Here is a 22,178-nt window from a genome sequence, read left to right as displayed (position 1 = left end):
CGCGAGGGCCGGGTGAGACAATGGGACTGAGCAGCGCTCTCAATACCGCATTGATCGGACTGGGTTTCAACCAGCGCCAGCTCGATGTGACGGCGACGAATATCGCCAATGCCGACACGGTCGGCTACACGCGAAAGTCCGTCTCCGCGTCCGTTACCTATGATGGCAACGGCATCGTCACCGGTGTCGAGGCGGACAGCATGCGCCGCTATCTCGACACGGCGGTTCAGGGGCAGTACCGGACCTCTCTGGCCGAGCAGAACTACGCAAGCGTTGCCCAGCAGTACACCGCGCGCCTCGATACGCTGTTTGGAACGATCCAGGACGCGGGGTCGCTGCCCAACACGGTCAATTCCTTCGTTTCGTCGATGTCGAACCTCGTCTCCGGCCCCGAGGACTACACAAACCGGCTCGAGGTGATGCGCAATGCCGAGGCGCTGGTCGGCAAGATCAACGCCATGTCGGAAGACATCCAGGGCATGCGGCAGGAGGTCGAGTACCAGATCGGCGAACAGGTCGACCGGGTCAACGACCTTCTGGCGGACATCAAGGCAATCGACCGGCAGGTGATCGGGGCGAGCCAGGACGGCGACAAGCCGGTCGGGCTGATGGACCAGCGCGACATGCTGCTGGAAGAACTGTCCGGCTACATCGACATCGACGTCAAGCCGACGGAGCAGGGGGGCGTGCGCGTCCACACCTCCGGCGGCACGATGCTCTATGACGTCGATGTGATGAAGCTCAAGTTCGACGGGCGCGGCAACATCAACGCCGATGCGCTCTACAACATCGATCCGGCCAAGCGGCGTGTGGGCACGCTGACCCTGGAAAACTCCGAGGGCAGCCAGATCGACCTGCTGTCGACGCGCACCCTGCGCAGCGGGTCTCTGGCAAGCCTGGTCAACATGCGCGACGGGGCCCTGACCGATGCGCAGACGCAGCTCGATGAACTGGCGGCATCGTTGTCGCGCGCGTTTTCCACTCATGTGGAACCGGGAACGGCATATCCGGCGTCGGGCACCCAGACCGGCTACGAGCTGGATCTCGCCAATCTTCAGCCGGGCGACAGCGTGTCCTTCGACTACAAGGATCTCGGCACCGGGCTGAGCAAGTCGGTCACGATCTATCGTTCCGACGGGGCGGAACCGCCGGCGCTGACGGCGACGACCGATCCCGACAACATCTTTTTGTCGGTGGATTTTTCCAGCGGCAACTACACGACGATCGCGGCCGGGATCCAGAGTGCGCTCGATGGCGATGCGCGCGTTGGCGCCGGCGTGTTTTCGGCGGCGAACCCCGGCGGTTCGACGCTGCGGCTTGAAAGCACCGCGCCTGCCAGCCTGCGGATCGAGACCGCACAGGCAAACGAGACCGTTGCGGGTCCCTCCGCGCAGGGCGACGCCTTTGCGCTTTTCGTCGACGACGGCGACAAGACCTTCACCGGGATGGCGGACGGGCGGCCGAACATTACCGGGTTTGCCTCGCGCATTCGTGTCGGATCGACCTTCGTCAATGATCCGTCCCTGCTGGTGGAATACGCGCCGGGTGTCGCCACGGGCGATGCGACGCGCCCGCAGGCGATACTCGATAAGCTGACGCTGACCAAGTCGACCTTCACGCCCTCGACGCGCATCGGCGGATCCAGCTCGGTGTTCGAGGGATCCATCAATGACTTTGTGACGGCAGCGGTTTCCCACCAGAGCGGACGCTCGGCGCAAGCCAAGGCGACGGTTACGGGGCAGGAGGTCGTAACGGCCAACCTCAAGTCCCGGCTCGACGATTCCTCAAAGGTCAGTGTCGATCAGGAACTTGCCCAACTGGTGCAGCTTCAAAATGCCTATGCGGCGAATGCAAGGGTGATGCAGGTGGTGCGCGAACTCTACGACATCTTGATGCGGAGCTAGTGACAAGAAATGGCGATCAATCCCTACGGCGGCGGATTTTCGGCTCCCAGCCAGGTCACCTACCTGACCAATCTGCGCAATCAGATGAACGACCTTCAGCGCCAGCTCGGTACCAACCAGAAGTCGGAGACCTATGGCGGTCTCGGTTCGGAGCGTGTGCTCGATCTCTCGATGAAGCAGCAGCTTTCCGAAATCGGCGTCTTCAAGCAAACGATCCAGATCGCCGATCTGCGGCTGGCCACCCTGGACCAGACCAGCGAGCGGCTCGAGGATATCCGCATCGAGGCGAAAGCCGCCACGGATCGCAACAATTTCGAATTGTTCAGCAACGGACGGACCTCAACGCAGACGTCGACGGAAATCTCGCTGCGCGAGTTCATGTCGCAGTTGAACACCGATGTGGGCGGGCGATACATCTATTCCGGCAAGACGGCCGACACGCTCCCGGTCCAGAGCCTCGACTACGTGATGAATGGCGACGGCAACTATGCCGGCCTCAAGACCGTGGTCGACGAATACAATCAGGCCGATATCGGTGCGCTCAACAACGGCCGGCTGACGACGGGGCGAGTCGGGACCCAGGTGAGCATCGCGGAAGACGGGGTTCATCCGTTCGGGTTCAAGATCGACAGCGTCGCGTCGGGGGCAAGCAATGTGTCTGTCACGCAGACCGCAGGTCCGCCGGCGACGCTCGACATCGACTTCACTGGACAGCCGCAGCCGGGCGAGAGTATCCGCGTTTTCTTCTCGCTTCCCGATGGCTCCACAAGCGAAGTCGAGCTCGGTGTCTTCGGCGGTGCGAACGATCCCGAGTTCACCTTTCAGCGCGGCGCGACTCCCGCCGATACGGCCCAGTTCTTCCAGGACGCGCTCGACAGCGCCCTGCAGCGCGAGGCGAACACCGAGTTGAAGGCCGCGTCGACTGTGCGGGCCACCGAAGCCTTTTTCGACACGGCACCGAAGTCGCCTGTTCCGCCCGGCTATCAGCCGCTTGCGCGCGTGGTGCCGAGCGCCGGTCCTCCGGTCGATTTCACGACGGCCACGAGCCTGCGGGACGGCACGGCCGACACCGTTTCCTGGTACACGGGTGACAATTCCTCCGGCGATCCGCGCAAGGACAGCCGGGCGACGGTCGACGAGAACCTGACGGTCAACTACGGCGCCCGGGCGAATGAGGCGGGGTATCGTGAGGTGGTGCAGGCGCTTGCCGGTTTTGCGGTCGCCGACTTCTCCTCCGCACAGCCGGACAACCAGAAATTCTACGAAGCGATGGCCCAACGCTCCTACGACGGGTTGACGCCGCCTGGATCGGAGGCCTCCGGCATCCGCCGCAACCACATGGAATTCTCCGCCGTGCACCGTACCGTGCGGGACGCGGAAACGCGCCACAGAGTGGCGGAAGGGTCGGTCAAGTCGGTCATCGACGAGATCGAAGGGATCAACAAGGAAGAGGTGGCGACCAAGCTCCTGTCTTTGCGCACGGCGCTTGAGGTCAGCTATCAGGCAACGAGCATCACATTGAACCTCTCGCTGTCGAATTATCTCTGAGGGACGTCACCGTTTCTCGCCGCCGGAAGGCGGCTCCGTGGAGGCCGGACGCAGAAGGCGTCCTTGAGCGCGCAGAAGGCGCGAAGACATGCACCGGAACGGAGGGCAGAAGGCGCTCCGGAGCGCGCAGAAGGCGCATACGCAGACCGGTGACCGGGCACAGAAGGTGCCTTTGAGGGCGCAGAAGGCGCAAGGATACGAACCGGGGACCGGCGCAGAAGGCGCCTGAGAACGTGCAGAAGGCGCGGGTAGAGACCGGATACGGACGCAGAAGGCGTTCCTGATCGCGCAGAAGGCGCAAGCAATAAGGGAACCGGCGTTGAGCCTGCCGGTTCCCTTTTTTGTGTCCTGAGCCTGCCTTTTTGCCCCGGCCGTCGTCGGTCGATCCTCTCTTGCCGGGGCTCCGTCGCCAAACGCGGAAACGCCGGCCACGGGGCCGGCGTTTGAAGAGCATTCCGGGCGAGCGGATGCGGAACGGGCGCTGTCCGGTTGCGGTGCGGTCAGTTGCCGCGCAGGCCCATGGCGATATTGCGATTGATCTGGATCAGCGTCGTCAGGCGCTCCGGGTTTGGCTCGGCCATGATATCGAATGTGTGCTTCAGGATGAAGGCGCCCAGAGAGCCGAGATTCTGCTTCACCTCGGGGGGAAGCGGGTTATCGTTGCTCGTCACGGAGGTCGCCAGGATCGTCCAAAGACGGCGATTGTAGGTCAGGGCTTCGTCGAGCGTGACGGGACCGCCGGTGTCCCAGTCATCCTTGACCGCTTGCAGGCGCGCGGCCGCCTTCATCAAGAGGGTCGCTTCCAGTTCCCTCGGACTCACGGCCGTTTGCGCCGTCTGCTGATAAGCTGCTGTGGCCTGATTGTACATGTTCGATCAGTTCCCGTTCGTAATCGACCAATTTTCGAACCCGTCTGAGGGCAGCGTAGAGCGAGCCGGTTAAGATCTCATTGTTCACCGCGTCGATCAGTTCCATCGTGCTCGGCGCGGCTTGAACCAGATCCTGGATGAGTTCGAAATAGATCTTCTTGTGCCGTTCGATGTCCTGGTTGAGGTACATGAGCTGGACGGCCAGGTAGATCCGCTTCGCCGGCGTGTTCGCTGTCTGTGCGGTATAGATGTCCTTTTCACGCAGGATCGGTTCATTGCCCTCGATAAAGATATGCGTTCGGTGATCTCCATTGGTGATGACCGTGGAGCCGACGATAAATCTTTCGCGGGGGCGTAATTCGATCTTGAGTGCCATGATCACAGAATCGCACAACGGGTTGATTCAAGCAACAAATAAGTGCTCCAAAAGAAGAGCTTTGGATCGGAAAAAATTGCCGGGTAGTAATTGCCGTATTTGTTTGTGTTTCAATGTATTAGAGTAAACAAATCCTGAAGTCATTTCACGCGCCAGGCGCGGCCGCCGGGCGTTCCGGCGCTGAAGGAGCGCCCGCCACCGGAATGCGCGTGAGCAGCGCGTTGCCCGGCGCTTTCGGGGCGTCAAAGCAAGAGGCGGCGGGATGACCCGCCGCCTCGTATGTGCGTGTGGCGCGCGAACGCCGTTGTCCGCAGACGCGCCGTTGACGTCCTAGAAGAGGCTGAGGACCGCCTGGTCGGCCTGCGAGGACAGCGACAGGGCCGTCGTCGACAGCTGCTGGCGGGTCTGCAGGGCGAGAAGGTTTGCGCCTTCCTCGTTGGTGTCGGCCAGAACCAGATTGTCCGCACCGGTCTGAAGCGTGTTGATCGTCGACTTGGTGAAGTCCTTGCGGATCTGCACCATGGAGAGATTGGAACCGAACTTGGACCCGGCCTCGCGCAGCGTGATCAGTGCGGTCGAGAGCTCGTCGAGCGCGGTGTTGGCTTCGGTGTCGCTGAGGCTCGTCGCCTTGGTGATGTTAAGGCCCGACGACGTCAGATCCTCGCCCTGGATCTTCAGCTCCGACTTCGTGGCAGCATCGCGCTTCTCGTTGAAAGCGACGGTGAGCTTGGAAGACGAGGAATTGATCAGGTTGATGCCGTTGAAGGAGGCATCGGCGGCGAGCTTGTCGATCTGGCCCAGGATGTCGTTGAACTGCGACACCAGCTTCTGGCGGGTGGATGAGTTCGCGGCCGGATTTGCCTGGGTGGTGATCGACAGGGTGTCGGCGTCGCCTGCAGTCGCACCGTCTGTGAAGGTGACGGCGGTTTCGCCGGCGTCCACATAGTCGGCATCGGCGGGATCGGACAGATCGATGTTGGCGTTGGTGCCGAAACCGAGCGAAGCGGCCAGCGAGGTCGCCTGCGTGGTTGCTGCGGAGGCATCACCACCCGTGTCGACGATCGACAGGTTGATTGTCTCTGCATCCGATCCGGTGAACTTCAGCTTGCCGGCATCCGTGACCTCGGCCGTGGCAACGCCGGAGGCGTTGACGACATCAAGCACGTCCTGAACGGTCGCAACCGGGCCGGTGCCGTCGGTCTTCTGCGTCGTGCCGATCTGAACATCGATGGCGGAGACCGAACCCGTTCCGGTGTCGGTGGCCTGCACAGAGATCGTGTCGCCAGCGGCAAAGCCGAGGTTGGCAAGCGTCTGGCGCTTGGCCTGGTCCTGGATCGATTCACCCGATACCGGCGTCAGGCCGTTGGTGGAGATCGACGAGGAGCTTTCGATGATAGTGCCGGAACCGGCGCCGCCGTCCTGCAGCGCCTGGCGGGCCGTCGACTGGGCACTTTCCACCAGCTTGGTGATGGCGGTGATGCCGTTGTCGGCGGCCTCGATCGTCTTGATCGCGTTGCCGATGCCGTCCAGCAGGTTTGCAAGGTCGTTGGCGCGGGCGCCGAGCGACTGGGAGGTAAAGAAGTTGGTCGGGTTGTCGAGGGCCGAGTTGACCTTCTTGCCGGTGGCAAGACGGTTCTGCGTGGAGGCCATCATGTCCGCGGTGCTCTGCAGAGTAAGCAGGTTCTGGCGAACACCGGCGGAGAGGGTAATGTCAGACATGGTGAAATCCTTTCGCCTAGTCCCGGTTGCGGGGACCGCCTCGTCCTGAGGCTTTCAACGAAGGTGCCTTAATTATCCCTAACAACGCGTTAACGGCGAAGTGCCAAAACGCGAAATGAGGCAGAAAATTAATCAAGATAAACAGGGCGTCTCCAAGAGGTTAATCGGGCCGTAACGGAAAAGGGGCGGCGGGTTTTCCCCACCGCCCCATTTGGTCGGTATTTTAAGATTATTGCACTTTTTCAGTGTCTTAGAACAGGCGCAGCACCGCCTGGTCGGCCTGCGAGGACAGCGACAGGGCCGTCGTCGACAGCTGCTGGCGGGTCTGCAGGGCGAGAAGGTTTGCGCCTTCCTCGTTGGTGTCGGCCAGAACCAGATTGTCAGCACCCGTCTGCAGCGTGTTGATCGCCGCCTTGGTGTAGTCCTTGCGAATCTGCACCGTGGAGAGATTCGAACCGAACTTCGATCCGGCCTCCCGAAGGGTCAGCAGAGCGTTCGAGAGCTCGTCGAGCGCGCCATTGGCTTCGGTGTCGTTGAGGCTCGTCGCCGCGCTGATGTTGAGGCCCGACGACGTCAGGTCCTCGCCCTGGATCTTCAGCTCCGACTTCGTGGCAGCATCGCGCTTCTCGTTGAAAGCGACGGTGAGCTTGGAAGACGAGGAATTGATCAGGTTGATGCCGTTGAAGGAGGCATCGGCGGCGAGTTTGTCGATCTGGCCCAGGATGTCGTTGAACTGCGACACCAGCTTCTGGCGGGTGGAGGAGTTCGCGGCCGGATTTGCCTGGGTGGTGATCGACAGGGTGTCGGCGTCACCTGCGGTCGCACCGTCTGTGAAGGTGACGGCGGTTTCGCCGGCGTCCACATAGTCGGCATCGGCGGGATCGGACAGATCGATGTTGGCGTTGGTGCCGAAACCGAGCGAGGAGGCCAGCGAGGTCGCCTGCGTGGTTGCAGCGTCGGCGTCACCACCCGTGTCGACGATCGACAGGTTGATTGTCTCGGAGTCTGATCCGGTGAACTTCAGCTTGCCGGCATCCGTGACCTCGGCCGTGGCAACGCCGGAGGCGTTGACGACATCAAGCACGTCCTGAACGGTCGCAACCGGGCCGGTGCCGTCGGCTTTCTGCGTCGTGCCGACGTCGATCTGGATGGCGGAGACCGAACCCGTTCCGGTGTCGGTGGCCTGCAGGGTGATCGTGTCGCCGGCGGCAAAGCCGAGGTTGGAAAGCGTCTGGCGCTTGGCCTGATCCTGGATCGATTCGCCCGATACCGGCGTCAGGCCGTTGGTGGAGATCGACGAGGAGCTTTCCACGATGGTGCCGGAACCGGCGCCGCCGTCCTGCAGCGCCTGGCGAGCCGTCGACTGGGCACTTTCCACCAGCTTGGTGATGGCGGTGATGCCGTTGTCGGCGGCCTCGATCGTCTTGATCGCGTTGCCGATGCCGTCGAGCAGGTTGCCCAGGTCGTTGGCGCGGGCGCCGAGCGACTGGGAGGTAAAGAAGTTGGTCGGGTTGTCGAGGGCCGAGTTGACCTTCTTGCCGGTGGCAAGACGGTTCTGCGTGGAGGCCATCATGTCCGCGGTGCTCTGCAGAGTAAGCAGGTTCTGACGCACACCGGCGGAAAGAGTGATATCGGACATTCGGAAATCCTTTCTGGCTGCCCAAAGCGTTGGTGCCCTCGTCCTGAGGCGCACAGCCAGAATAGGTCCGTAAAGGCTAACTTAAGGTTAATCAGATGTTTCGCCCGTTCTGAATTCGCCTTTTAAACCAAAGGGTTTGTTAACCATATCGCAACGGATACGAAAACGGGCGGCGAGTCGAAACCCGCCGCCCGGATTTTGGTTTAAGCCGCTTTGACTTAGAGCAGACGCAGCACTGCCTGGTCGGCCTGCGAGGACAGCGACAGGGCTGTCGTGGACAGCGACTGACGGGTCTGCAGGGCGAGAAGGTTGGCGCCTTCCTCGTTGGTGTCGGCCAGAACCAGATTGTCAGCACCCGTCTGCAGGGTGTTGATCAGGTCCTTGGTGAAGTCCTCGCGGATGCTCACCGTGTTCAGGTTCGAACCGAAGGTCGAGGCCGTTTCCTGCAAGGTCGACAGCGCGTTGGACAGGCTGTCGAGCGTCGAGTTGGCTTCGTCGTCGCTCAGGCTGGACACGGCGTTCAGGCTCAGGCCCGACGAGGTGAGGTCCTTGCCCGAGACGGTCAGCTCCGACTTCGAGGCAGCATCGCGCTTTTCGTTGAAAGCCACGGTCAGCGTCGAGGACGAAGAGTTCACCAGATTGGTGCCGTTGTAGCTGGAGTCCTCTGCGAGCTTGTCGATCTGGCCCAGGATTTCGTTGAACTGCGACACCAGCTTCTGACGGGAAGAGGAGTTCGCGGCCGGATTTGCCTGGGTGGTGATCGACAGGGTGTCGGCGTCACCTGCGGTCGCACCGTCGGTGAAGGTGACGGCGGTTTCGCCGGCATCCACATAGTCGGCGTCGGCCGGATCGGACAGATCGACGTTGGAGTTGGCGCCGAAACCAAGCGAAGCGGCCAGCGAGGTCGCCTGCGTGGTTGCAGCGTCGGCGTCACCACCCGTGTCGGTGATCGTCAGGTTCACGGTGTCGGCATCGCCACCGGCGATCTTGAGCTTGCCGGCATCCGTCACTTCGGCCGTTGCGACGCCCGAGGCGTTGATCACGTCGACGGCATCCTGAACGGTCGCAACCGGGCCGGTGCCATCGGCTTTCTGCGTCGTGCCGACGGTGATGGAGATGTTGGAAACCGAGCCCGTTCCGGTGTCGGTGGCCTGTACGTCAATGGTGTCGCCGGCGGCAAAGCCGAGGTTCGACAGCGTCTGGCGCTTGGCCTGGTCCTGGATCGATTCGCCACCGACCGGCGTCAGGCCGTTGGTGGAGATCGACGAGGAGCTTTCGACCACGGTGCCGGACCCGGCGCCACCATCCTGGAGCGCCTGGCGAGCCGTCGACTGGGCACTTTCCACCAGCTTGGTGATCGCCTTGATGCCGTTGTCGGCGGCCTCGATCGTCTTCGTCGCGTTGGAGATGCCGTCGAGCAGGTTGGACAGTTCGCCGGCGCGCGAGTTGAGGCTCTTGGAGGTAAAGAAGTTCGTCGGGTTGTCGAGGGCCGAGGTGACCTTCTTGCCGGTGGCAAGACGGTTCTGGGTCTGCGACATCATGTCAGCGGTCTGCTGAAGGTTGAGCAGGTTCTGGCGAACGCCAGCGGAGAGAGTAACACTCATTGTCGTACCTTTCTGGTGCGGATCTTCACAACGGGTTCTCGTTGCAGGGTCACGTTAGGTCCGAATTCCCAAACAGCTCGTAAAAACAAAGGGTTAACGGGAGTTAGGGTTAATGGTGCGTTACAGTCGCGAATTGCCGGCCCGGCGGCGCGATCACGTCGCGGAAACAGGGCGTGACCATTCGCACCGCCGGTGGCTGGACCTTGGGCGGCGTGTCTGTCCTATAGTCGCCAGAAGGCCTTGAGGCGGGGCTCTGTGTGGGGAGAGGACATGGCGGACACGGCGGAGATGAAGGTGCTGGCGATCATTCCGGCGCGCGCCGGCTCCAAGGGGCTTGCGGGAAAGAACATTCGCGAGATCAACGGCAAGCCGTTGATCGCCTGGTCGATTGAGCAGGCGCTCTCGGCCGAATCCGTCGGGCGGGTGGTGGTCAGCACCGATGGTCCGGAAATCGCGGAAGTCGCACGGAAGGCGGGTGCCGAGGTGCCGGGTTTGCGACCCGGGGAGCTTGCCCGCGACGAAACGGCGACGGAGCCGGTGCTGTTGCATGTGCTGGAGGCGTGGTGCCCGGACGGGCTTCCCGACGCGGTCCTGCTGCTCCAGCCGACCTCGCCACTGCGGCTTGCCGGCACCATCGACACGGCGATCGACACCTTGCGGCGCGAAGGCGCGGATTCGCTTTTGTCGGTGGTGGAAAGCCACGCGTTCTTCTGGAGCGATCCCGCCGCCCCGAAGGCGCATTACGACTATCGCAACCGGCCGCGTCGCCAGGACATCGCTCCCGCCGACCGTCGCTACCGGGAAACGGGCTCGATCTATCTTACCCGCACGCACATCCTGTTAAGCGAGCACAACCGGCTTGGCGGGCGGATCGCGATGCTTGAGACACAGGCTTGCGAATCATGGGAAATTGACGACATCGACGATGCCGTCGTGGTCGAGACACTGATGAGACGCGCGCTGCCATGATCATCGAGCGCAATGTAACGCCCTTCGTCGTCTTCACCGACGACACCCTTGGTCATGCGCTCAACAAGATCGGCGACAATCGCTCGGGTCTCGTTTTCGCCGTGGCGCAAAACGGTGTGCTCGAAGGGATCCTCACCGATGGCGATTTCCGGCGCTGGCTGCTGGGGTCGCGTGAGTTGAGGCTCGACCTGCCCGTTTCGCACGCCATGAACCGGGACTTTGTCTCGGCCTCCGCGAACTTGCCGCCGGGCGAAATTGCCGCGCTGTTTTCCGAGCGTGTCGACTATGTTCCGCTGGTCGATCGCCAGCGGCGGCTTGTCGGGCTCGCCAACCGTCACTCCCACGGATTTTCCATCGATGGCCGGGCGGTCGGCAAGGGACAGCCGGTCTTTGTCGTCGCGGAGATCGGCAACAACCACAATGGCAGCCTGGATACAGCGCTCCGGCTGATCGATGCCGCGCATGCGGCCGGCGCTGATTGCGTGAAGTTCCAGATGCGCGACATCGACAGTCTTTACGGAACGGTGGCGGAGGAACGCCGCGATCTGGGCGCGCAGTACACGCTCGACCTTCTGAAGCGCTTCCAATTGACGCCCGATGCGCTCTTCGCCGCTTTCGAGCATGCGCGCCAGGCCGGTATCATCCCCTTGTGCACGCCCTGGGACGAGGAAAGCCTTGCCGCATTGGAAGGCGTCGGCCTCGCCGGCTACAAGGTCGCTTCCGCCGATCTGACCAACCACGACCTGCTCTCGGCGATTGCGCGCACCCGCAAGCCGCTGATCGCCTCCACCGGCATGTCGAACGAAGCGGAGATCGTGGATGCGGTGCGGGTGATGCGCGAGTGCGGCGCAGCCTTCGCGCTGCTGCATTGCAACTCGACCTATCCGGCTCCCGCCAAGGATGTGAATCTCGCTTATATGGAGCGACTTGGCGACATCGGACGTGGTTGCCCGATCGGTTACTCCGGCCACGAACGCGGCATCGCGGTCGCCATTGCCGCCGCGGCGCGGGGCGCCTCGATCATCGAGAAGCACTTCACCTTCGACCGGAGCCAGGAAGGAAACGATCATCGCGTCAGTCTGCTGCCCGGCGAGTTTGCCGAGATGGTGGCCGGAATTCGCGATGTGGAGGCGGCGCTCGGGTCGGCCAAGCCGCGCAAGGTCACGCAAGGCGAACTGATGAACCGGGAGGTCCTGGGCAAGAGCCTTGTTGCCGCGCGCGACCTGCCGGCCGGAACGACTGTGGCAGAGGCAGATATTGCCGTGCGCAGTCCCGGCAACGGTCTGGCCCCCTACCGCAAGACCGACCTTGCCGGCCAGGTCCTGTCGCGTGCGCTTGGCGCCGGCGAGCCGTTCTTTGCAAGCGATCTCGGACGCGACGGTGCAAAGCCCCGGGCCTACAGGTTTCGCCGGCCCTTCGGTCTTCCTGTGCGCTATCACGATGCCGACGCCCTCGCGCGTGTCAGCAATCCCGATCTGCTGGAGTTCCATCTCAGCTACATGGATCTGGAGCTGGATCCGGCAGACCACCTGACATCCGCTGCCTACCCATACGATCTGGTGGTGCATGCGCCGGAGCTGTTTGCAGGAGATCATGTTCTCGACCTGGCAAGCGGGAATGCCGACTACCGTGCCCATTCGCTCGGGGAACTGGCGCGGGTCGTCGAGCTCACGGCGCGGTTGGCCGACCGGTTCCGCACGTCGGGCTTGCCCCGCATCGTCGTCAATGTTGGCGGCTTCACACAGGACGGTTTCCTGTCACCGGATGCCCGCGGTGTGCTCTATGAGCGGGTGGCGGAGGGGCTGGACCGGTTCAAGGATGCCGGGGTGGAATTGATCCCGCAGACCATGCCGCCGTTTCCCTGGCATTTCGGCGGCCAGCGCTACCACAATCTGTTTCTGGACGGCGCGGAGATCGCGTCATTCTGTCGGGATCATGCGATGCGGGTCTGTCTCGATGTCTCCCATTCCAAACTCGCTTGCGTGCACGCGCGCGCGTCCTTTGCAGCGTTCCTGGACGACGTCGCACCGCATGCGGCACATCTCCATCTGGTCGATGCGCAAGGGGTCGACGGGGAGGGGCTGCAGATCGGCGAGGGCGAGATCGATTTCGCCCACCTCGCCCAGGTTCTCGATGGAGCCTGCCCAAAGGCGTCCTTCGTGCCCGAGGTGTGGCAGGGTCACAAGAACGGAGGCGAGGGCTTCTGGATCGCGCTGGAGCGTCTGGAAGCCTATTTCTGAACGGACATGCGCGCGGTCGTGGCGGCGTTTTTTCCATCCCGGCCCTTGCGCCAGTCATCGAAGTCGCTCGCCAGACGGGGAACGAGGGCATCGGCGGATCTGCCGGCCGGCACCACATAGCTGCGTGTCGACGGGTACCAGGGGGTCGACCCGTCGCCGGCGAGGATCGGGCTTGTGGTGCCGGCGTAGCGCCACACGGGAACCCCGAGCGTTGCCGCGATGTCCGCGCCAGTGCAATCCGGCGCGATATAGAGATCGACGAGCGACGACAGGGCCGCGGCATTTTCCAGATCGTCGAAGATGTCGATGTCGTCGAAATGCGTGATCTCGATGCCTGTTTCCGCCTTCAGGCGCGCCAGTTCGTCTCCCAGATCGCCATACTGCAACGACAGGAAGACACAGTCGTCGCGTTGCAGGATCGGGCGCAGTGCCTCCAGCGAGATGTAGAGATGCGCATTGCGGTTGCCCTTCGTGCGTCCGCGCCAGGAGAGGCCGATGACCGGACGCCCGTCGCGGAAGATCCCGCGATCGGAAAACCGGGCGACGCGGCCGGGTTCCGGCGTGATCCACTGCGCGCGCTTCGGAAAGCTGTCGAGTGTCGGGCGCAGGATCATGGGAAGAGAGCCGAGCGACAGCTGGGTATCGAAATCGTCATGAACCGGGCGTCTGGTAAGCTTGTCGAGCGCATTTGCGCGAAATGTCACGTCCGGAAAGTTGCGCGACATGATCTCGAGGTTCTTGGACCCGCACTCCAGGATCACCCGTCCGGCAAGGGCGACGGTTTCCCTGAGCATGGTCGTGGCGCGGAACACGTCGCCGACGCCCTGGTCGGACCAGAGAAGCAGGCCGCGGCCCGTGTCGCTGTCGCCGGTCCAGGCGGGTTGATCGAAGCTGCGGTGGATGGTCCCCGGCTGATCCGATGAAAAGCGCGCTTCCAGATGCGCCCAACCGGTCGCCAGATTGCCGCGGCGAACCTCGACAAACCCGAGAATGTTTCGCAGGTCCGCGTTTTTCGGATGGAGCGCAAGCCCCCGTGAGAGCGTTTCGGCGGCTTCATCGAATCGGCCGAGCCGAAACAGCGACTTGCCGTGGATGAGACGCGCAAGCGGGTTGTCCGGTTCCAGTTCGAGCGCATGCCGGGCGTGCGCCAGGGCCTCGTCGTAGCTCGCGTTGGACCAGAGCGTGTTTGCCCGGCTCAGGCTTCTGGCGATGGCGGGGGCCGCCTCCAGGGGCTCTTGCGCCTCGCGCAGCAGCGCGAGCGCTTCGGGTGCGCGGTCGCGGGCGTTCAAAATGTCGATGGCAAGCAGGATCGAGGTGGCGTGATCGGGTGCCGACTCCCGGAGGAATGTCAGGATCTTGAGGGCTTCCTCCACTGCGCCGGCAAGATAGAGCGCCTTGGCGTAGTCGCACAAAAGGTCGGCGTCGCCCGGATTTGCGCGCACAGCCGGATCGAAGGCAGGAAGAGCAGGCGCCGGGCCCTGTGTTTCCAGCACAAGCCGTGCGCGTTGCGCCAGCAGTCCTGCGTGGTTGGGATGGTCTTGAAGCCCGGCCTCCACCGCCGCCAGCGCGGATGGGCTGTCGTCCGTTTCCGCGCAGATGTCGGCAAGAGTGATGTGATGGCGCGGATCGGCCTGCGGTCGCGCGATGATCCCTTCCACAATCGCGCGCGCACGCGCTGGAAAGCCCTGTTCGCGGAAGCAAAGCGCAAGCAGGTGCGCCGCCTCGGTGTTGTGCGGGTCTTTCTTGAGGATCTTTTCGTAGATTGCGCGGGCCCGTCCGATCTTGCCGTCGCGCTGCAGGACAAGCGCCTTGCGCATTTGCTCCAGAATTGCGGGAGAGGGGGCCAGCATGCGCCATCCGTTCACTGAGCGTGGGAAGCGCGACTATAGCTGATTCGCAAGGCGCACCGTGCGCTGCGTCCTGGCGCCAGCGGACCCGGCTCCGCTGCCTGGTGGCGTTCGGCGATCCGGCTGTCGCTCGAGCGACGCCCGCCCGGTGTTCAAAGGCTGCGGTTGACGCCGAGGCCGGTCATGTCCTTGTGGGTCGTTTCCGCAAAGGCCCGACGCAGGCGCAGCAATGATTCGTCCGGGATTTGCCGGATGACCTCGCCGGTCGTGGTGTCGATTGCGCGAAACACGAGAGAATCCGTGATCGTATCGCGGTATTCTTCCCGTTTGACGTCCTGCGATGGGCCAGGGCGTGGGGCCGACGGGTTCTCCGCCTCCGGCCGCGACGCCGCGCTTTCCTCGGCTGGCTGGACAGCCTTTTCCGGCGGCACATCTGTCGGTGCCGACGGCGGTGTGACTGTTTCCCTGCCCCGCACGGGCGCCAAAGCCGTTTGATAGGCGGGCGCCTTGATTGCTCCCGTTTCCATGCCCTCACTCTCCTGACCAGGCGGAGCTCCGGAAACCGGGTCTCTCGCCATATTGATTAAGTCATGAGGCATTTCGTAGTTAACTATGATTTCGCTGGCCAATTCGCTTTCGAAAGCAAGGTTAATTCGCCCATGACTTGCTCGAATGTCGAACATACATTACGCGAAAACTGTGAATGCTGTGTTAAAGAGTTCGTTAGGATTTGATCGTGGGCTGTGCTGATCCTGATTCGTTCCCGATACGGTCCGACGTTCCCCCTTTGAAATCGTAAACGCGTGGCTCTCCGGCAGGATGATCCGCTTCCTCGACTGTCGACGAGAGCGGAAGGCCGAAAGCAAAATGCCGGCCCGTGTGGCGGGCCGGCATCAAAGCGGGAATTCAGGTTCGTCGAAGTCGTGGACAGGCGTCAGAGCGCGCGATTGACGGAAATGCCGTCCGCCGGGGATGGGGTGCGAGGCGCGGAGCCGCCCGGGCCGTAGGTGGTGGGCGCGCGGCGGGATCCGGCCCCTTCCGCAACCTTGCGCATCAGTCCGTCAGCGACTTCCCGGGCGGTTGCCAGCACAGCCAGATTGATCCTCAGCACGGGCTGGAACTCCGCGTGGCGCCGTTTGAGGTCTTCGACCGAGGTCGGGGCGAGATTGCCGAGCACGACGGTCTGGTCGCGCACGTAGGTCATCCCGCGCATGTAGATGCTGACGAGGTTCGCCTTGTCCGGCTGAAGCTCGCCGGCCTCTTCCAGCTTGCCCGCACGCACAAGCTCCGTTTCCCGCTCTACCACGGCCAGAAGATCCGCCATGGTGGCGGACAGCCGCCGGCAGGTGGCTTCCGCAGCTTCGCGGTCTGCGATGGTGCCGGAGAAGAACTCGGGCGCCAGTGCGGCGATCGTCTTGGTGTCGAGGCTCATTGTCCGGGCGTCTCCTGGAGGGCGAGAAGCTCGCGCTGGATGGAATCGGCGATGCCGATGCCGCCGGCGCGGGCGATGGTGTCGGAATATTGTTCGACCAGCATGCCGCTCCACGCATCCGAACCGGCACCGCCGCCCCAGGTGCCACCGTCCTCTTCCAAGCCGGCGAACATCGACTGGAACATCGTGTTGAGGAAGATCGCCTCGAACTCTTCCGCCTGGTCCCGGCTGCTCGCCATTGCGGCGGACGGGGAGTTCAGGGCCTGGAGGCGGCCTTGGGCTGCGGTGAGCGCGGGATCGCTGGTCAGCGTGTTCATCACATCACCTCGATTTCGGCCTGAAGCGCGCCGGACGCTTTCACGGCCTGAAGGATGGAAATCATGTCGCGCGGGCCGATGCCGAGTGCGTTCAGACCATCGACCAGTTGCTGCAGCGTGACTGTCTTCGGCAGCACGGCGAGACGATTGTCGCTCTCGTCGTCGACGAGAATGTCGGTGCGCGGCTCGATTGCCGTCTGGCCGTTGGCGAAGGGCAGGGGCTGGACCACCTCGGGGCTTTCGGCGATGGTCACCGTCAGGTTCCCCTGGGCAATTGCCACGGTGGAGATCTTGACGTTCTGCCCCATGACGATGATGCCGGAGTTCTCGTCGATCACGATCCGAGCCGGCAGATCGGGCTCCACGATCAACTGCTCGATATCGGTGAGCAGGTCGACGATATTGCCGTTGAACTCGCGCGGAAGGTCGATGCGCACCGTGGCCGGATCGAGAGGCTCTGCGGTCGGCAGGCCGATCAGTTCGTTGACGGCGAGCGCCATGCGCCGGGCGGTGGTCAGGTCGGGATTGCGAAGCGCCAGGCGCAGGCTTGTCATGGAGGCGAGCTTGAAGTCGATCTCGCGCTCCACCAGGGCGCCGTTTGCGATGCGGGCTGCGGTCGGAACGCCGCGTGTCACGGTTGCGGCATCGCCCTGGGCGGTAAAGCCGCCGATCGCCAGCGGACCCTGTGCAATCGCGTAAACCTCGCCGTCGGCACCCAGCAGCGGCGTCACAAGGAGCGTTCCGCCCTGAAGGCTGTCGGCATCGCCAAGGGCGCTGACCGATACGTCGATGCGCGTGCCCTGGGTCGAGAACGCCGGCAGGTTTGCCGTCACCATGACTGCCGCGACATTGTCGGTGTTGAGATTGAAGCCGCGGGTGTTGACTCCGAGCCGCTCCAGCATCGCTTCCAGGCTCTGCCGCGTGAAGGGGGCGTTGCGCAGGCTGTCGCCGGTTCCCTGAAGCCCGACAACGAGGCCGTAACCGATCAGCTGGTTGTCGCGGACGCCCTCGAAGTCGGCGATGTCCTTGATGCGTGACGATGCGGTGGCAGCGCCTGATCCGAGCACCAGGGCCAGCAAGGTGAAAACGCGAAGGATGGTGGTCAGCGTCATGAACCGGATTCCGATCGGTTGGATGTTCGGGATCCGATATGCGAGGCTCGTGCCAAACGTAAGGGGTTTGGCAATAATTCGACAACTATATGATTTTTATGAATAAAATAGAATGTCGCGCCGAAACGGCCACCGCGCGCCATCTTGAGAGGGGCAAAAATTGCCGCCTTGTTAACGCTTCGTTTACCAACTCGGAAAATTGTGTACCTATGCACAGTGCCGATCAGACCACGGGTTTCCTCACATGAAGATCTCAGGGTATACGCCTGCCTCCGGCGTGAAGGGGCGCAGCGTGAAGAAGCGCGACGGCGAGAGTGGCGGCGGGTTCACCGTCTCCTCGGGCGAGCGCGCGGCTGCCTCGGCGGGAAGCGGTGCCGCAGCCTCCATTGCCGGGATCGGTGCGCTCCTGGCGCTGCAGGAGGTCGATGACCCGCTTGTCGGCCGGCGCAAGGCGGTGGCACGCGGAAACGACCTGCTGGACGGCATGGAATCGCTGAAGGCGGATCTGCTCGGCGGTCGCGTGTCGGCGGAGCGCCTCGACCGGATTGTCGCGATGCTGTCGAAACGTGCCGACAGTGGCGATCAGGAACTCGAAGGCGTCATCGACGAGATCGAGCTTCGGGCGAAGGTGGAACTGGCCAAGCTCGGCCGTTTCGATGCCTAGGCAATTTCCGCCGGGACGCGGACAACGTGGCGTCGCGTTGCACCAAAATGCGCGCGCCTGTGTTGGATTTCCGATCAACTAACTGAAAAACATGACAAAAAAATGATAGTATTTTCCGCTTACGTGGCGTTGTCGTTTGAGGCTCGTACCGCTATATTCCGCGCGGCCTAACGGGAGCCGGAGTAGGACATGACGGTTGAGCTGGATGCCGAGTATCGTCCCAGCGAGGACGAGCTCTTCATGAATGAGCGTCAGCGCGAGTATTTCCGAAACAAGCTTATTCGGTGGAAGGAAGACCTTCTGAAGGAGAGCCGCGAGACGCTGGCGAACCTCCAGGAGGAGAGCCAGAATCACGCTGACATTGCGGATCGGGCGTCGTCGGAGACGGACCGGTCCATTGAACTCAGGGCGCGCGACAGACAGCGCAAGCTGATTGCAAAGATCGATGCCGCGCTTGATCGGATCGTTGACGGATCATACGGATACTGCATCGAAACGGGAGAGCCGATCTCGCTCAAGCGGCTTGAGGCTCGTCCGATCGCGACGTTGTCGCTGGAGGCGCAGGAAGCCCACGAGCGCCGCGAAAAGGTGTATCGTGACGATTGACGATTTTCGATGTGGCTCTGACCGGGTCGCGCAAACCACAGACTGATCGATGCAGGACTCAAGGCCCGGTTTTCCGGGTCTTTTTTTTATTTTATTCAAAATTGAAGCAGTGTTGTTCCGCAGATCGATCCATTTTTGAAGGATTGAATTAAGAGTTCGACAAGAGAGAACTGTTGTAATTGCTCCCAATGACCGGAAAGGCATGTTGTTTCCTGCGTTGCCGTTGAGGGAGGTTGGTGCGAAAGTGATGATCGATGTACTTTTCGTTCTCGACGACAAGACAGAGACACCGGCGATTGTGACCAGGGCCGCGGCGATGTTCAGCGTGGCACGGGTTTCGGCATCGGGAATCGGGCCCGAACACGTTTCATCCGCGCGGGTGATGGTTGTGCATGCCGCACTCAGGAACCTTCACGACGTCGCTCGGATCGAGGACGCCTGCGACGAGCTCCGCCGGCGGGACGACTGCGTCTATGTCGCCAAGGGAAGCGAGCGCGCCGGCATCGTACAGGCCGAATCCGTCGGTATCGGTCGGGTCATCGCCGCTCACCAGCCGCTCGAGGATGTGCTCGCGGCGATCCAGTGCATCTTGAACCGGGATCTCGCGAACCGGCTGGACGGTTATCCCGAGCAGGTGATCGAGACCATCAATACCACCGGTACGCTGTTTCAGCAGGTCGCGGCGGCCATGCGCGAAGACGGGCCGCTGCCGTTGCGTCTCCTCAGCGACAGTTCCCGAAACATTGGCGCTGCCATTGAATGCGTCGGCCTTGTCGAGTGGATCAATGCGGTGGAGATGCACCACAGCCAGACGTGCCGACATGTGCTGATGGTCGCCGGCTATGCGGACGCTTTCGCCCGGAGCCTCGGGCTGTCGGCGAGCGACACCTTGCTCTTCACCAAGGCCAGCCTCCTGCACGATGTCGGCAAGCTGTTCATCCCCATCGGTATTCTGGAGAAGGCCGGGCCGCTCAGCGAGCAGGAGCGGCGGGCGATCATGACGCATCCCTTGCGCGGCGCGAAGGCCTTGCGCAAGGGCAGTGGCGCGCAACCTCTGGTGATCGCAGCTGCGCGAAGCCACCATGAATATCTCGACGGCACCGGATATCCGGACGGACTGGCCGGTGGCCAGATCTGCCCGCTGGTTCGCATGCTGACGATCGTCGACATATATTCCGCGTTGCGCGAAACCCGGGCCTACAAGGCCGGTATGACGCCGCGCCTGGCGATTACGGAAATGGCGGGCATGAAGGGCAAACTCGATCCGCGCCTGTTCGCCGCCTTTCGCGACATGGTGCTCAACCCTGTGTTCGGATCACAGCGCTCGTCCAGGGGGCCGGAGACGAGGCTGGCGAATGATTGTCTCTTGAATGGCATTCATCCGCTCGACCGCGAGACGCGCCCGCTTGAGGTCGGTCACCGCGCGTTCGGTTGACGCAGACCACGGGGTCTTTCAAAAAATGCAACGGGCACGGCCTGCCGGGGAGCAGAGGAACCGTGCCCGTTCGCCGTCCGTGCCTGGGGAGCAATGGTCCGGCTGGGGAGACGAGCCGCGCAAAGCTGGGGAGCCCGCGCGCGGCCCGTGGTCACGCTGCCGTCAGAACGGCAGCACGATGTCGAGAACCTGGTTGCCGTATCGCGGTTGCTGAACGTCGGTGATCTGGCCGCGCCCGCCGTATCCGATCCGGGCTTCCGCGATCTTCTCGCTTTCGATGGTGTTGTTGGCGGCGATGTCCTCGGGACGAACCACGCCGGCGACGATCAGTTCGCGCACTTCGAAATTCACCCGGACCTCCTGACGGCCCTCGATCACCATGTTTCCGTTCGGCAGGATCTGGGTGACGACGGCTGCGACCTTGGTCTGCAGCTTTTCCTCGCGGTCCACCGTTCCGCTGCCCTGGAAGCTGGTTTCGCCTTCGGCCGACACGAGGTTGTTGGAGGATGTGCCGGCGGGAAGGAACAGGGTGTTGATCGCCGTTCCGACAGCGCCGCCGGTGCCGCTCGCATTGGAGCCGGAGCGGCTGCGGGCAGTCTGGTTGTCGAATTCCGCCTTGTCGGAAATCGTGACCAGAACCGTGAGAATGTCGCCGACCCGGGCCGCGCGCTGGTCCTTGAAGAAGGCGCGGGCGCCCGAGCGCCACAGCGAATTCGAATTGTAGTGGACCGACTGGGGCGTTGGCATCGGCATCTGGACCGGGCGGTAGCCCGGTGTTGTCGTCGGGTCCTGGATCGCGGTGAGGGGCGGTGCCTTGCCGACGTTCGACAGGCGGTCGGCCGCACCGCAGGCGGTGACGAGCAGGGCGAGCGACGCGGCGAGCGCCGTACGGGCGAAACGGGGGGCGGAGGCCATCAGTTCGTCTCCTGAAGCTGTGCGATGCGGCGGTGAACGAGCCCGACCTCGACCTGGTCATGGGCTCGAACGATGCCGGAAACGGTCCTGCGGGACTGAAGGTTGAGAATGTCGACGATGTCGCCTTCGGCGCCGTTGGCGAGGGCCCGGCCGATGGTCGTCAGTGTGAGGCCCGCTGTCTTGAACACCAGCGTGACCTTGGAACCGCGCTTCACAAGAAGGGGCGGCTCGAAGTCCGCTTCGCGCAACGGGCGATCCGCCTGGATGCCGCGACGCGCGGCGAGGCCGACGACCTCCTCGGGGTTTTCGACATGACGGGCCGTGAGACGGGTGCGCGGCACGTTCTTGACGATCAGGTCGCCCGCGCGCACCACGGCGCCACGATCAAGCGGTCGGGCGAGGGCGTAGACCTGCGCCATTTCCATCGCGCGGCCCGTGAGGTTCGCGGTCCGGCTTTGTGTGCCGGCGTTGATGCGAAGGCTTGCGGTCAGCTGTCCGGACGCGCGGCGCCAGGTCACCGAGGTGACGGAGACGGGATCATGTGTTCCGGTAGCGGCTTGAAGGGTTCCGGGAAAGCCGCGCAAGGAAACCTCGAGCAGGTCATGCTCGGCGTCCGGATAGCGCGCGGCAAGGGCCTCGCGAACGGCGGCCTCCAGTTGCGGCATGCCGATCGTCACGGCAAGCCGCTCGACAACGACATGACGCAGGCCGTCGGTTTGCGCGTCGAGGTAGCCTGCGGCCCGCGCCCGGTCGGCCACCACCGCGGCCGGCACGGGCCCGCTGGTGCCGAGGTCCGGTGCGCGAAACAACGGGGTCGTCGCGAAGCGCCCGGCGTCGGGATAGAAATCGCCGACCGTGACGACATCGGCGGTGACGGCAACATGGGATCGCAGCGCACCGGCCGCGATGGCCTGGCCGGCGGCCAGGAACAGGACTGCGGCAGCGATCAGGGTCTGGCGGATCATCACGGGGCTCCTCATCA

Annotated in this window: 19 protein-coding genes; 7 read left to right on the top strand and 12 right to left on the bottom strand. The window is 63.1% G+C overall.

What is annotated here, in order from left to right:
* Positions 1–20 precede the first annotated feature (20 nt).
* Both flgK and BLU32_RS12295 read left to right on the top strand, forming a co-directional pair.
* On the top strand, positions 21–1,904 hold the full coding sequence (gene flgK, locus BLU32_RS12300; protein ID WP_093807345.1) for a flagellar hook-associated protein FlgK: 1,884 nt from the start codon (positions 21–23) through the stop codon (positions 1,902–1,904).
* 9 nt (positions 1,905–1,913) lie between these two features.
* A complete protein-coding gene (locus tag BLU32_RS12295; protein WP_093807343.1) occupies positions 1,914–3,452 on the top strand; it encodes a hypothetical protein in 1,539 nt (512 codons plus the stop codon).
* 500 nt (positions 3,453–3,952) lie between these two features.
* On the opposite strand, the gene flaF is transcribed toward BLU32_RS12295, so the two are convergent.
* The 5 genes from flaF to BLU32_RS12270 form a co-directional block, all read right to left on the bottom strand.
* On the bottom strand, positions 3,953–4,321 hold the full coding sequence (flaF, locus tag BLU32_RS12290) for a flagellar biosynthesis regulator FlaF (RefSeq protein ID WP_093807341.1): 369 nt from the start codon (positions 4,319–4,321) through the stop codon (positions 3,953–3,955).
* Positions 4,203–4,697 carry a flagellar biosynthesis repressor FlbT gene (flbT, locus tag BLU32_RS12285; protein ID WP_157727652.1) on the bottom strand — a complete coding sequence of 165 codons (495 nt, stop codon included), beginning with the start codon at positions 4,695–4,697 and terminating at the stop codon, positions 4,203–4,205. The genes flaF and flbT overlap by 119 nt, the downstream gene beginning before the upstream one ends.
* 330 nt (positions 4,698–5,027) lie before the next feature.
* Complete coding sequence (locus BLU32_RS12280) at positions 5,028–6,416, bottom strand: flagellin (protein ID WP_093807339.1); 1,389 nt, start codon at positions 6,414–6,416, stop codon at positions 5,028–5,030.
* 250 nt (positions 6,417–6,666) lie between these two features.
* Positions 6,667–8,055: a flagellin gene (locus BLU32_RS12275; RefSeq protein WP_093807337.1), complete on the bottom strand. Its 1,389-nt coding sequence runs from the start codon at positions 8,053–8,055 to the stop codon at positions 6,667–6,669.
* A gap of 218 nt (positions 8,056–8,273) precedes the next feature.
* Entirely contained in the window at positions 8,274–9,659 is a 1,386-nt protein-coding gene (locus BLU32_RS12270) for a flagellin (protein ID WP_093807335.1), read from the bottom strand.
* A gap of 270 nt (positions 9,660–9,929) precedes the next feature.
* On the opposite strand from BLU32_RS12270, the gene BLU32_RS12265 reads away from it, so the two are divergent.
* Complete coding sequence (locus BLU32_RS12265; protein ID WP_197673603.1) at positions 9,930–10,628, top strand: acylneuraminate cytidylyltransferase family protein; 699 nt, start codon at positions 9,930–9,932, stop codon at positions 10,626–10,628.
* Positions 10,625–12,868: an N-acetylneuraminate synthase family protein gene (locus BLU32_RS12260; RefSeq protein WP_093807333.1), complete on the top strand. Its 2,244-nt coding sequence runs from the start codon at positions 10,625–10,627 to the stop codon at positions 12,866–12,868. Before BLU32_RS12265 ends, BLU32_RS12260 begins: the two co-directional genes overlap by 4 nt.
* On the opposite strand, the gene BLU32_RS12255 is transcribed toward BLU32_RS12260, so the two are convergent.
* From BLU32_RS12255 to BLU32_RS12235, 5 genes are all read right to left on the bottom strand, one after another.
* Complete coding sequence (locus tag BLU32_RS12255; protein WP_093807331.1) at positions 12,859–14,718, bottom strand: lipopolysaccharide assembly protein LapB; 1,860 nt, start codon at positions 14,716–14,718, stop codon at positions 12,859–12,861. The two genes, BLU32_RS12260 and BLU32_RS12255, sit on opposite strands and share 10 nt — an antisense overlap.
* Before the next feature lie 149 nt (positions 14,719–14,867).
* Positions 14,868–15,398: a flagellar protein FlaG gene (locus BLU32_RS12250; protein ID WP_157727651.1), complete on the bottom strand. Its 531-nt coding sequence runs from the start codon at positions 15,396–15,398 to the stop codon at positions 14,868–14,870.
* Between the two features lie 251 nt (positions 15,399–15,649).
* Positions 15,650–16,147 carry a hypothetical protein gene (locus BLU32_RS12245; RefSeq protein WP_208976876.1) on the bottom strand — a complete coding sequence of 166 codons (498 nt, stop codon included), beginning with the start codon at positions 16,145–16,147 and terminating at the stop codon, positions 15,650–15,652.
* Positions 16,144–16,464, bottom strand: a complete 321-nt coding sequence (locus BLU32_RS12240) for a rod-binding protein (protein WP_208976875.1) — start codon at positions 16,462–16,464, stop codon at positions 16,144–16,146. Before BLU32_RS12240 ends, BLU32_RS12245 begins: the two co-directional genes overlap by 4 nt.
* Positions 16,464–17,576 (bottom strand): flagellar basal body P-ring protein FlgI, encoded by a 1,113-nt coding sequence (locus tag BLU32_RS12235; RefSeq protein WP_093807327.1) that lies wholly within the window; start codon positions 17,574–17,576, stop codon positions 16,464–16,466. Before BLU32_RS12235 ends, BLU32_RS12240 begins: the two co-directional genes overlap by 1 nt.
* Before the next feature lie 244 nt (positions 17,577–17,820).
* Between BLU32_RS12235 and BLU32_RS12230 the strand changes: the two genes are divergently transcribed.
* From BLU32_RS12230 to BLU32_RS12220, 3 genes are all read left to right on the top strand, one after another.
* The gene (locus BLU32_RS12230; protein ID WP_093807325.1) at positions 17,821–18,240 is read left to right on the top strand and encodes a flagellar assembly protein FliX; all 420 of its coding nucleotides are present in this window, start codon (positions 17,821–17,823) and stop codon (positions 18,238–18,240) included.
* Positions 18,241–18,429: 189 nt separating this feature from the next.
* Positions 18,430–18,846, top strand: a complete 417-nt coding sequence (dksA, locus tag BLU32_RS12225) for an RNA polymerase-binding protein DksA (protein ID WP_093807323.1) — start codon at positions 18,430–18,432, stop codon at positions 18,844–18,846.
* A 247-nt stretch (positions 18,847–19,093) separates the two neighbouring features.
* Positions 19,094–20,281 carry an HD-GYP domain-containing protein gene (locus BLU32_RS12220; RefSeq protein WP_157727650.1) on the top strand — a complete coding sequence of 396 codons (1,188 nt, stop codon included), beginning with the start codon at positions 19,094–19,096 and terminating at the stop codon, positions 20,279–20,281.
* A gap of 162 nt (positions 20,282–20,443) precedes the next feature.
* Here BLU32_RS12220 and flgH read toward each other — a convergent pair whose 3' ends face one another.
* Together flgH and flgA are read right to left on the bottom strand one after the other, a co-directional pair.
* Positions 20,444–21,196, bottom strand: a complete 753-nt coding sequence (gene flgH, locus BLU32_RS12215; RefSeq protein WP_093807319.1) for a flagellar basal body L-ring protein FlgH — start codon at positions 21,194–21,196, stop codon at positions 20,444–20,446.
* Positions 21,196–22,161, bottom strand: coding sequence for a flagellar basal body P-ring formation chaperone FlgA (gene flgA, locus BLU32_RS12210; protein WP_157727649.1), 966 nt, complete (start codon positions 22,159–22,161; stop codon positions 21,196–21,198). The genes flgH and flgA overlap by 1 nt, the downstream gene beginning before the upstream one ends.
* Positions 22,162–22,178: the final 17 nt, after the last annotated feature.

Source organism: Stappia sp. ES.058, from assembly GCF_900105595.1.
In the GTDB taxonomy this organism is placed as follows: domain Bacteria; phylum Pseudomonadota; class Alphaproteobacteria; order Rhizobiales; family Stappiaceae; genus Stappia.
The sequence above is the reverse complement of the archived record's forward strand: the minus strand, read 5'-3'. Positions and strand labels throughout refer to the sequence as shown.

What these genes read in the sequence shown, in the direction of transcription:
- flgK (WP_093807345.1), top strand. Translation starts at nt 21, where the DNA reads ATGGGACTGAGCAGCGCTCTCAATACCGCATTGATCGGACTGGGTTTC.
- BLU32_RS12295 (WP_093807343.1), top strand. Translation starts at nt 1,914, where the DNA reads ATGGCGATCAATCCCTACGGCGGCGGATTTTCGGCTCCCAGCCAGGTC.
- flaF (WP_093807341.1), bottom strand. Translation starts at nt 4,321, where the DNA reads ATGTACAATCAGGCCACAGCAGCTTATCAGCAGACGGCGCAAACGGCC.
- flbT (WP_157727652.1), bottom strand. Translation starts at nt 4,697, where the DNA reads ATGGCACTCAAGATCGAATTACGCCCCCGCGAAAGATTTATCGTCGGC.
- BLU32_RS12280 (WP_093807339.1), bottom strand. Translation starts at nt 6,416, where the DNA reads ATGTCTGACATTACCCTCTCCGCCGGTGTTCGCCAGAACCTGCTTACT.
- BLU32_RS12275 (WP_093807337.1), bottom strand. Translation starts at nt 8,055, where the DNA reads ATGTCCGATATCACTCTTTCCGCCGGTGTGCGTCAGAACCTGCTTACT.
- BLU32_RS12270 (WP_093807335.1), bottom strand. Translation starts at nt 9,659, where the DNA reads ATGAGTGTTACTCTCTCCGCTGGCGTTCGCCAGAACCTGCTCAACCTT.
- BLU32_RS12265 (WP_197673603.1), top strand. Translation starts at nt 9,930, where the DNA reads ATGGCGGACACGGCGGAGATGAAGGTGCTGGCGATCATTCCGGCGCGC.
- BLU32_RS12260 (WP_093807333.1), top strand. Translation starts at nt 10,625, where the DNA reads ATGATCATCGAGCGCAATGTAACGCCCTTCGTCGTCTTCACCGACGAC.
- BLU32_RS12255 (WP_093807331.1), bottom strand. Translation starts at nt 14,718, where the DNA reads ATGCTGGCCCCCTCTCCCGCAATTCTGGAGCAAATGCGCAAGGCGCTT.
- BLU32_RS12250 (WP_157727651.1), bottom strand. Translation starts at nt 15,398, where the DNA reads ATGTTCGACATTCGAGCAAGTCATGGGCGAATTAACCTTGCTTTCGAA.
- BLU32_RS12245 (WP_208976876.1), bottom strand. Translation starts at nt 16,147, where the DNA reads ATGAGCCTCGACACCAAGACGATCGCCGCACTGGCGCCCGAGTTCTTC.
- BLU32_RS12240 (WP_208976875.1), bottom strand. Translation starts at nt 16,464, where the DNA reads ATGAACACGCTGACCAGCGATCCCGCGCTCACCGCAGCCCAAGGCCGC.
- BLU32_RS12235 (WP_093807327.1), bottom strand. Translation starts at nt 17,576, where the DNA reads ATGACGCTGACCACCATCCTTCGCGTTTTCACCTTGCTGGCCCTGGTG.
- BLU32_RS12230 (WP_093807325.1), top strand. Translation starts at nt 17,821, where the DNA reads ATGAAGATCTCAGGGTATACGCCTGCCTCCGGCGTGAAGGGGCGCAGC.
- dksA (WP_093807323.1), top strand. Translation starts at nt 18,430, where the DNA reads ATGACGGTTGAGCTGGATGCCGAGTATCGTCCCAGCGAGGACGAGCTC.
- BLU32_RS12220 (WP_157727650.1), top strand. Translation starts at nt 19,094, where the DNA reads ATGATCGATGTACTTTTCGTTCTCGACGACAAGACAGAGACACCGGCG.
- flgH (WP_093807319.1), bottom strand. Translation starts at nt 21,196, where the DNA reads ATGGCCTCCGCCCCCCGTTTCGCCCGTACGGCGCTCGCCGCGTCGCTC.
- flgA (WP_157727649.1), bottom strand. Translation starts at nt 22,161, where the DNA reads ATGATCCGCCAGACCCTGATCGCTGCCGCAGTCCTGTTCCTGGCCGCC.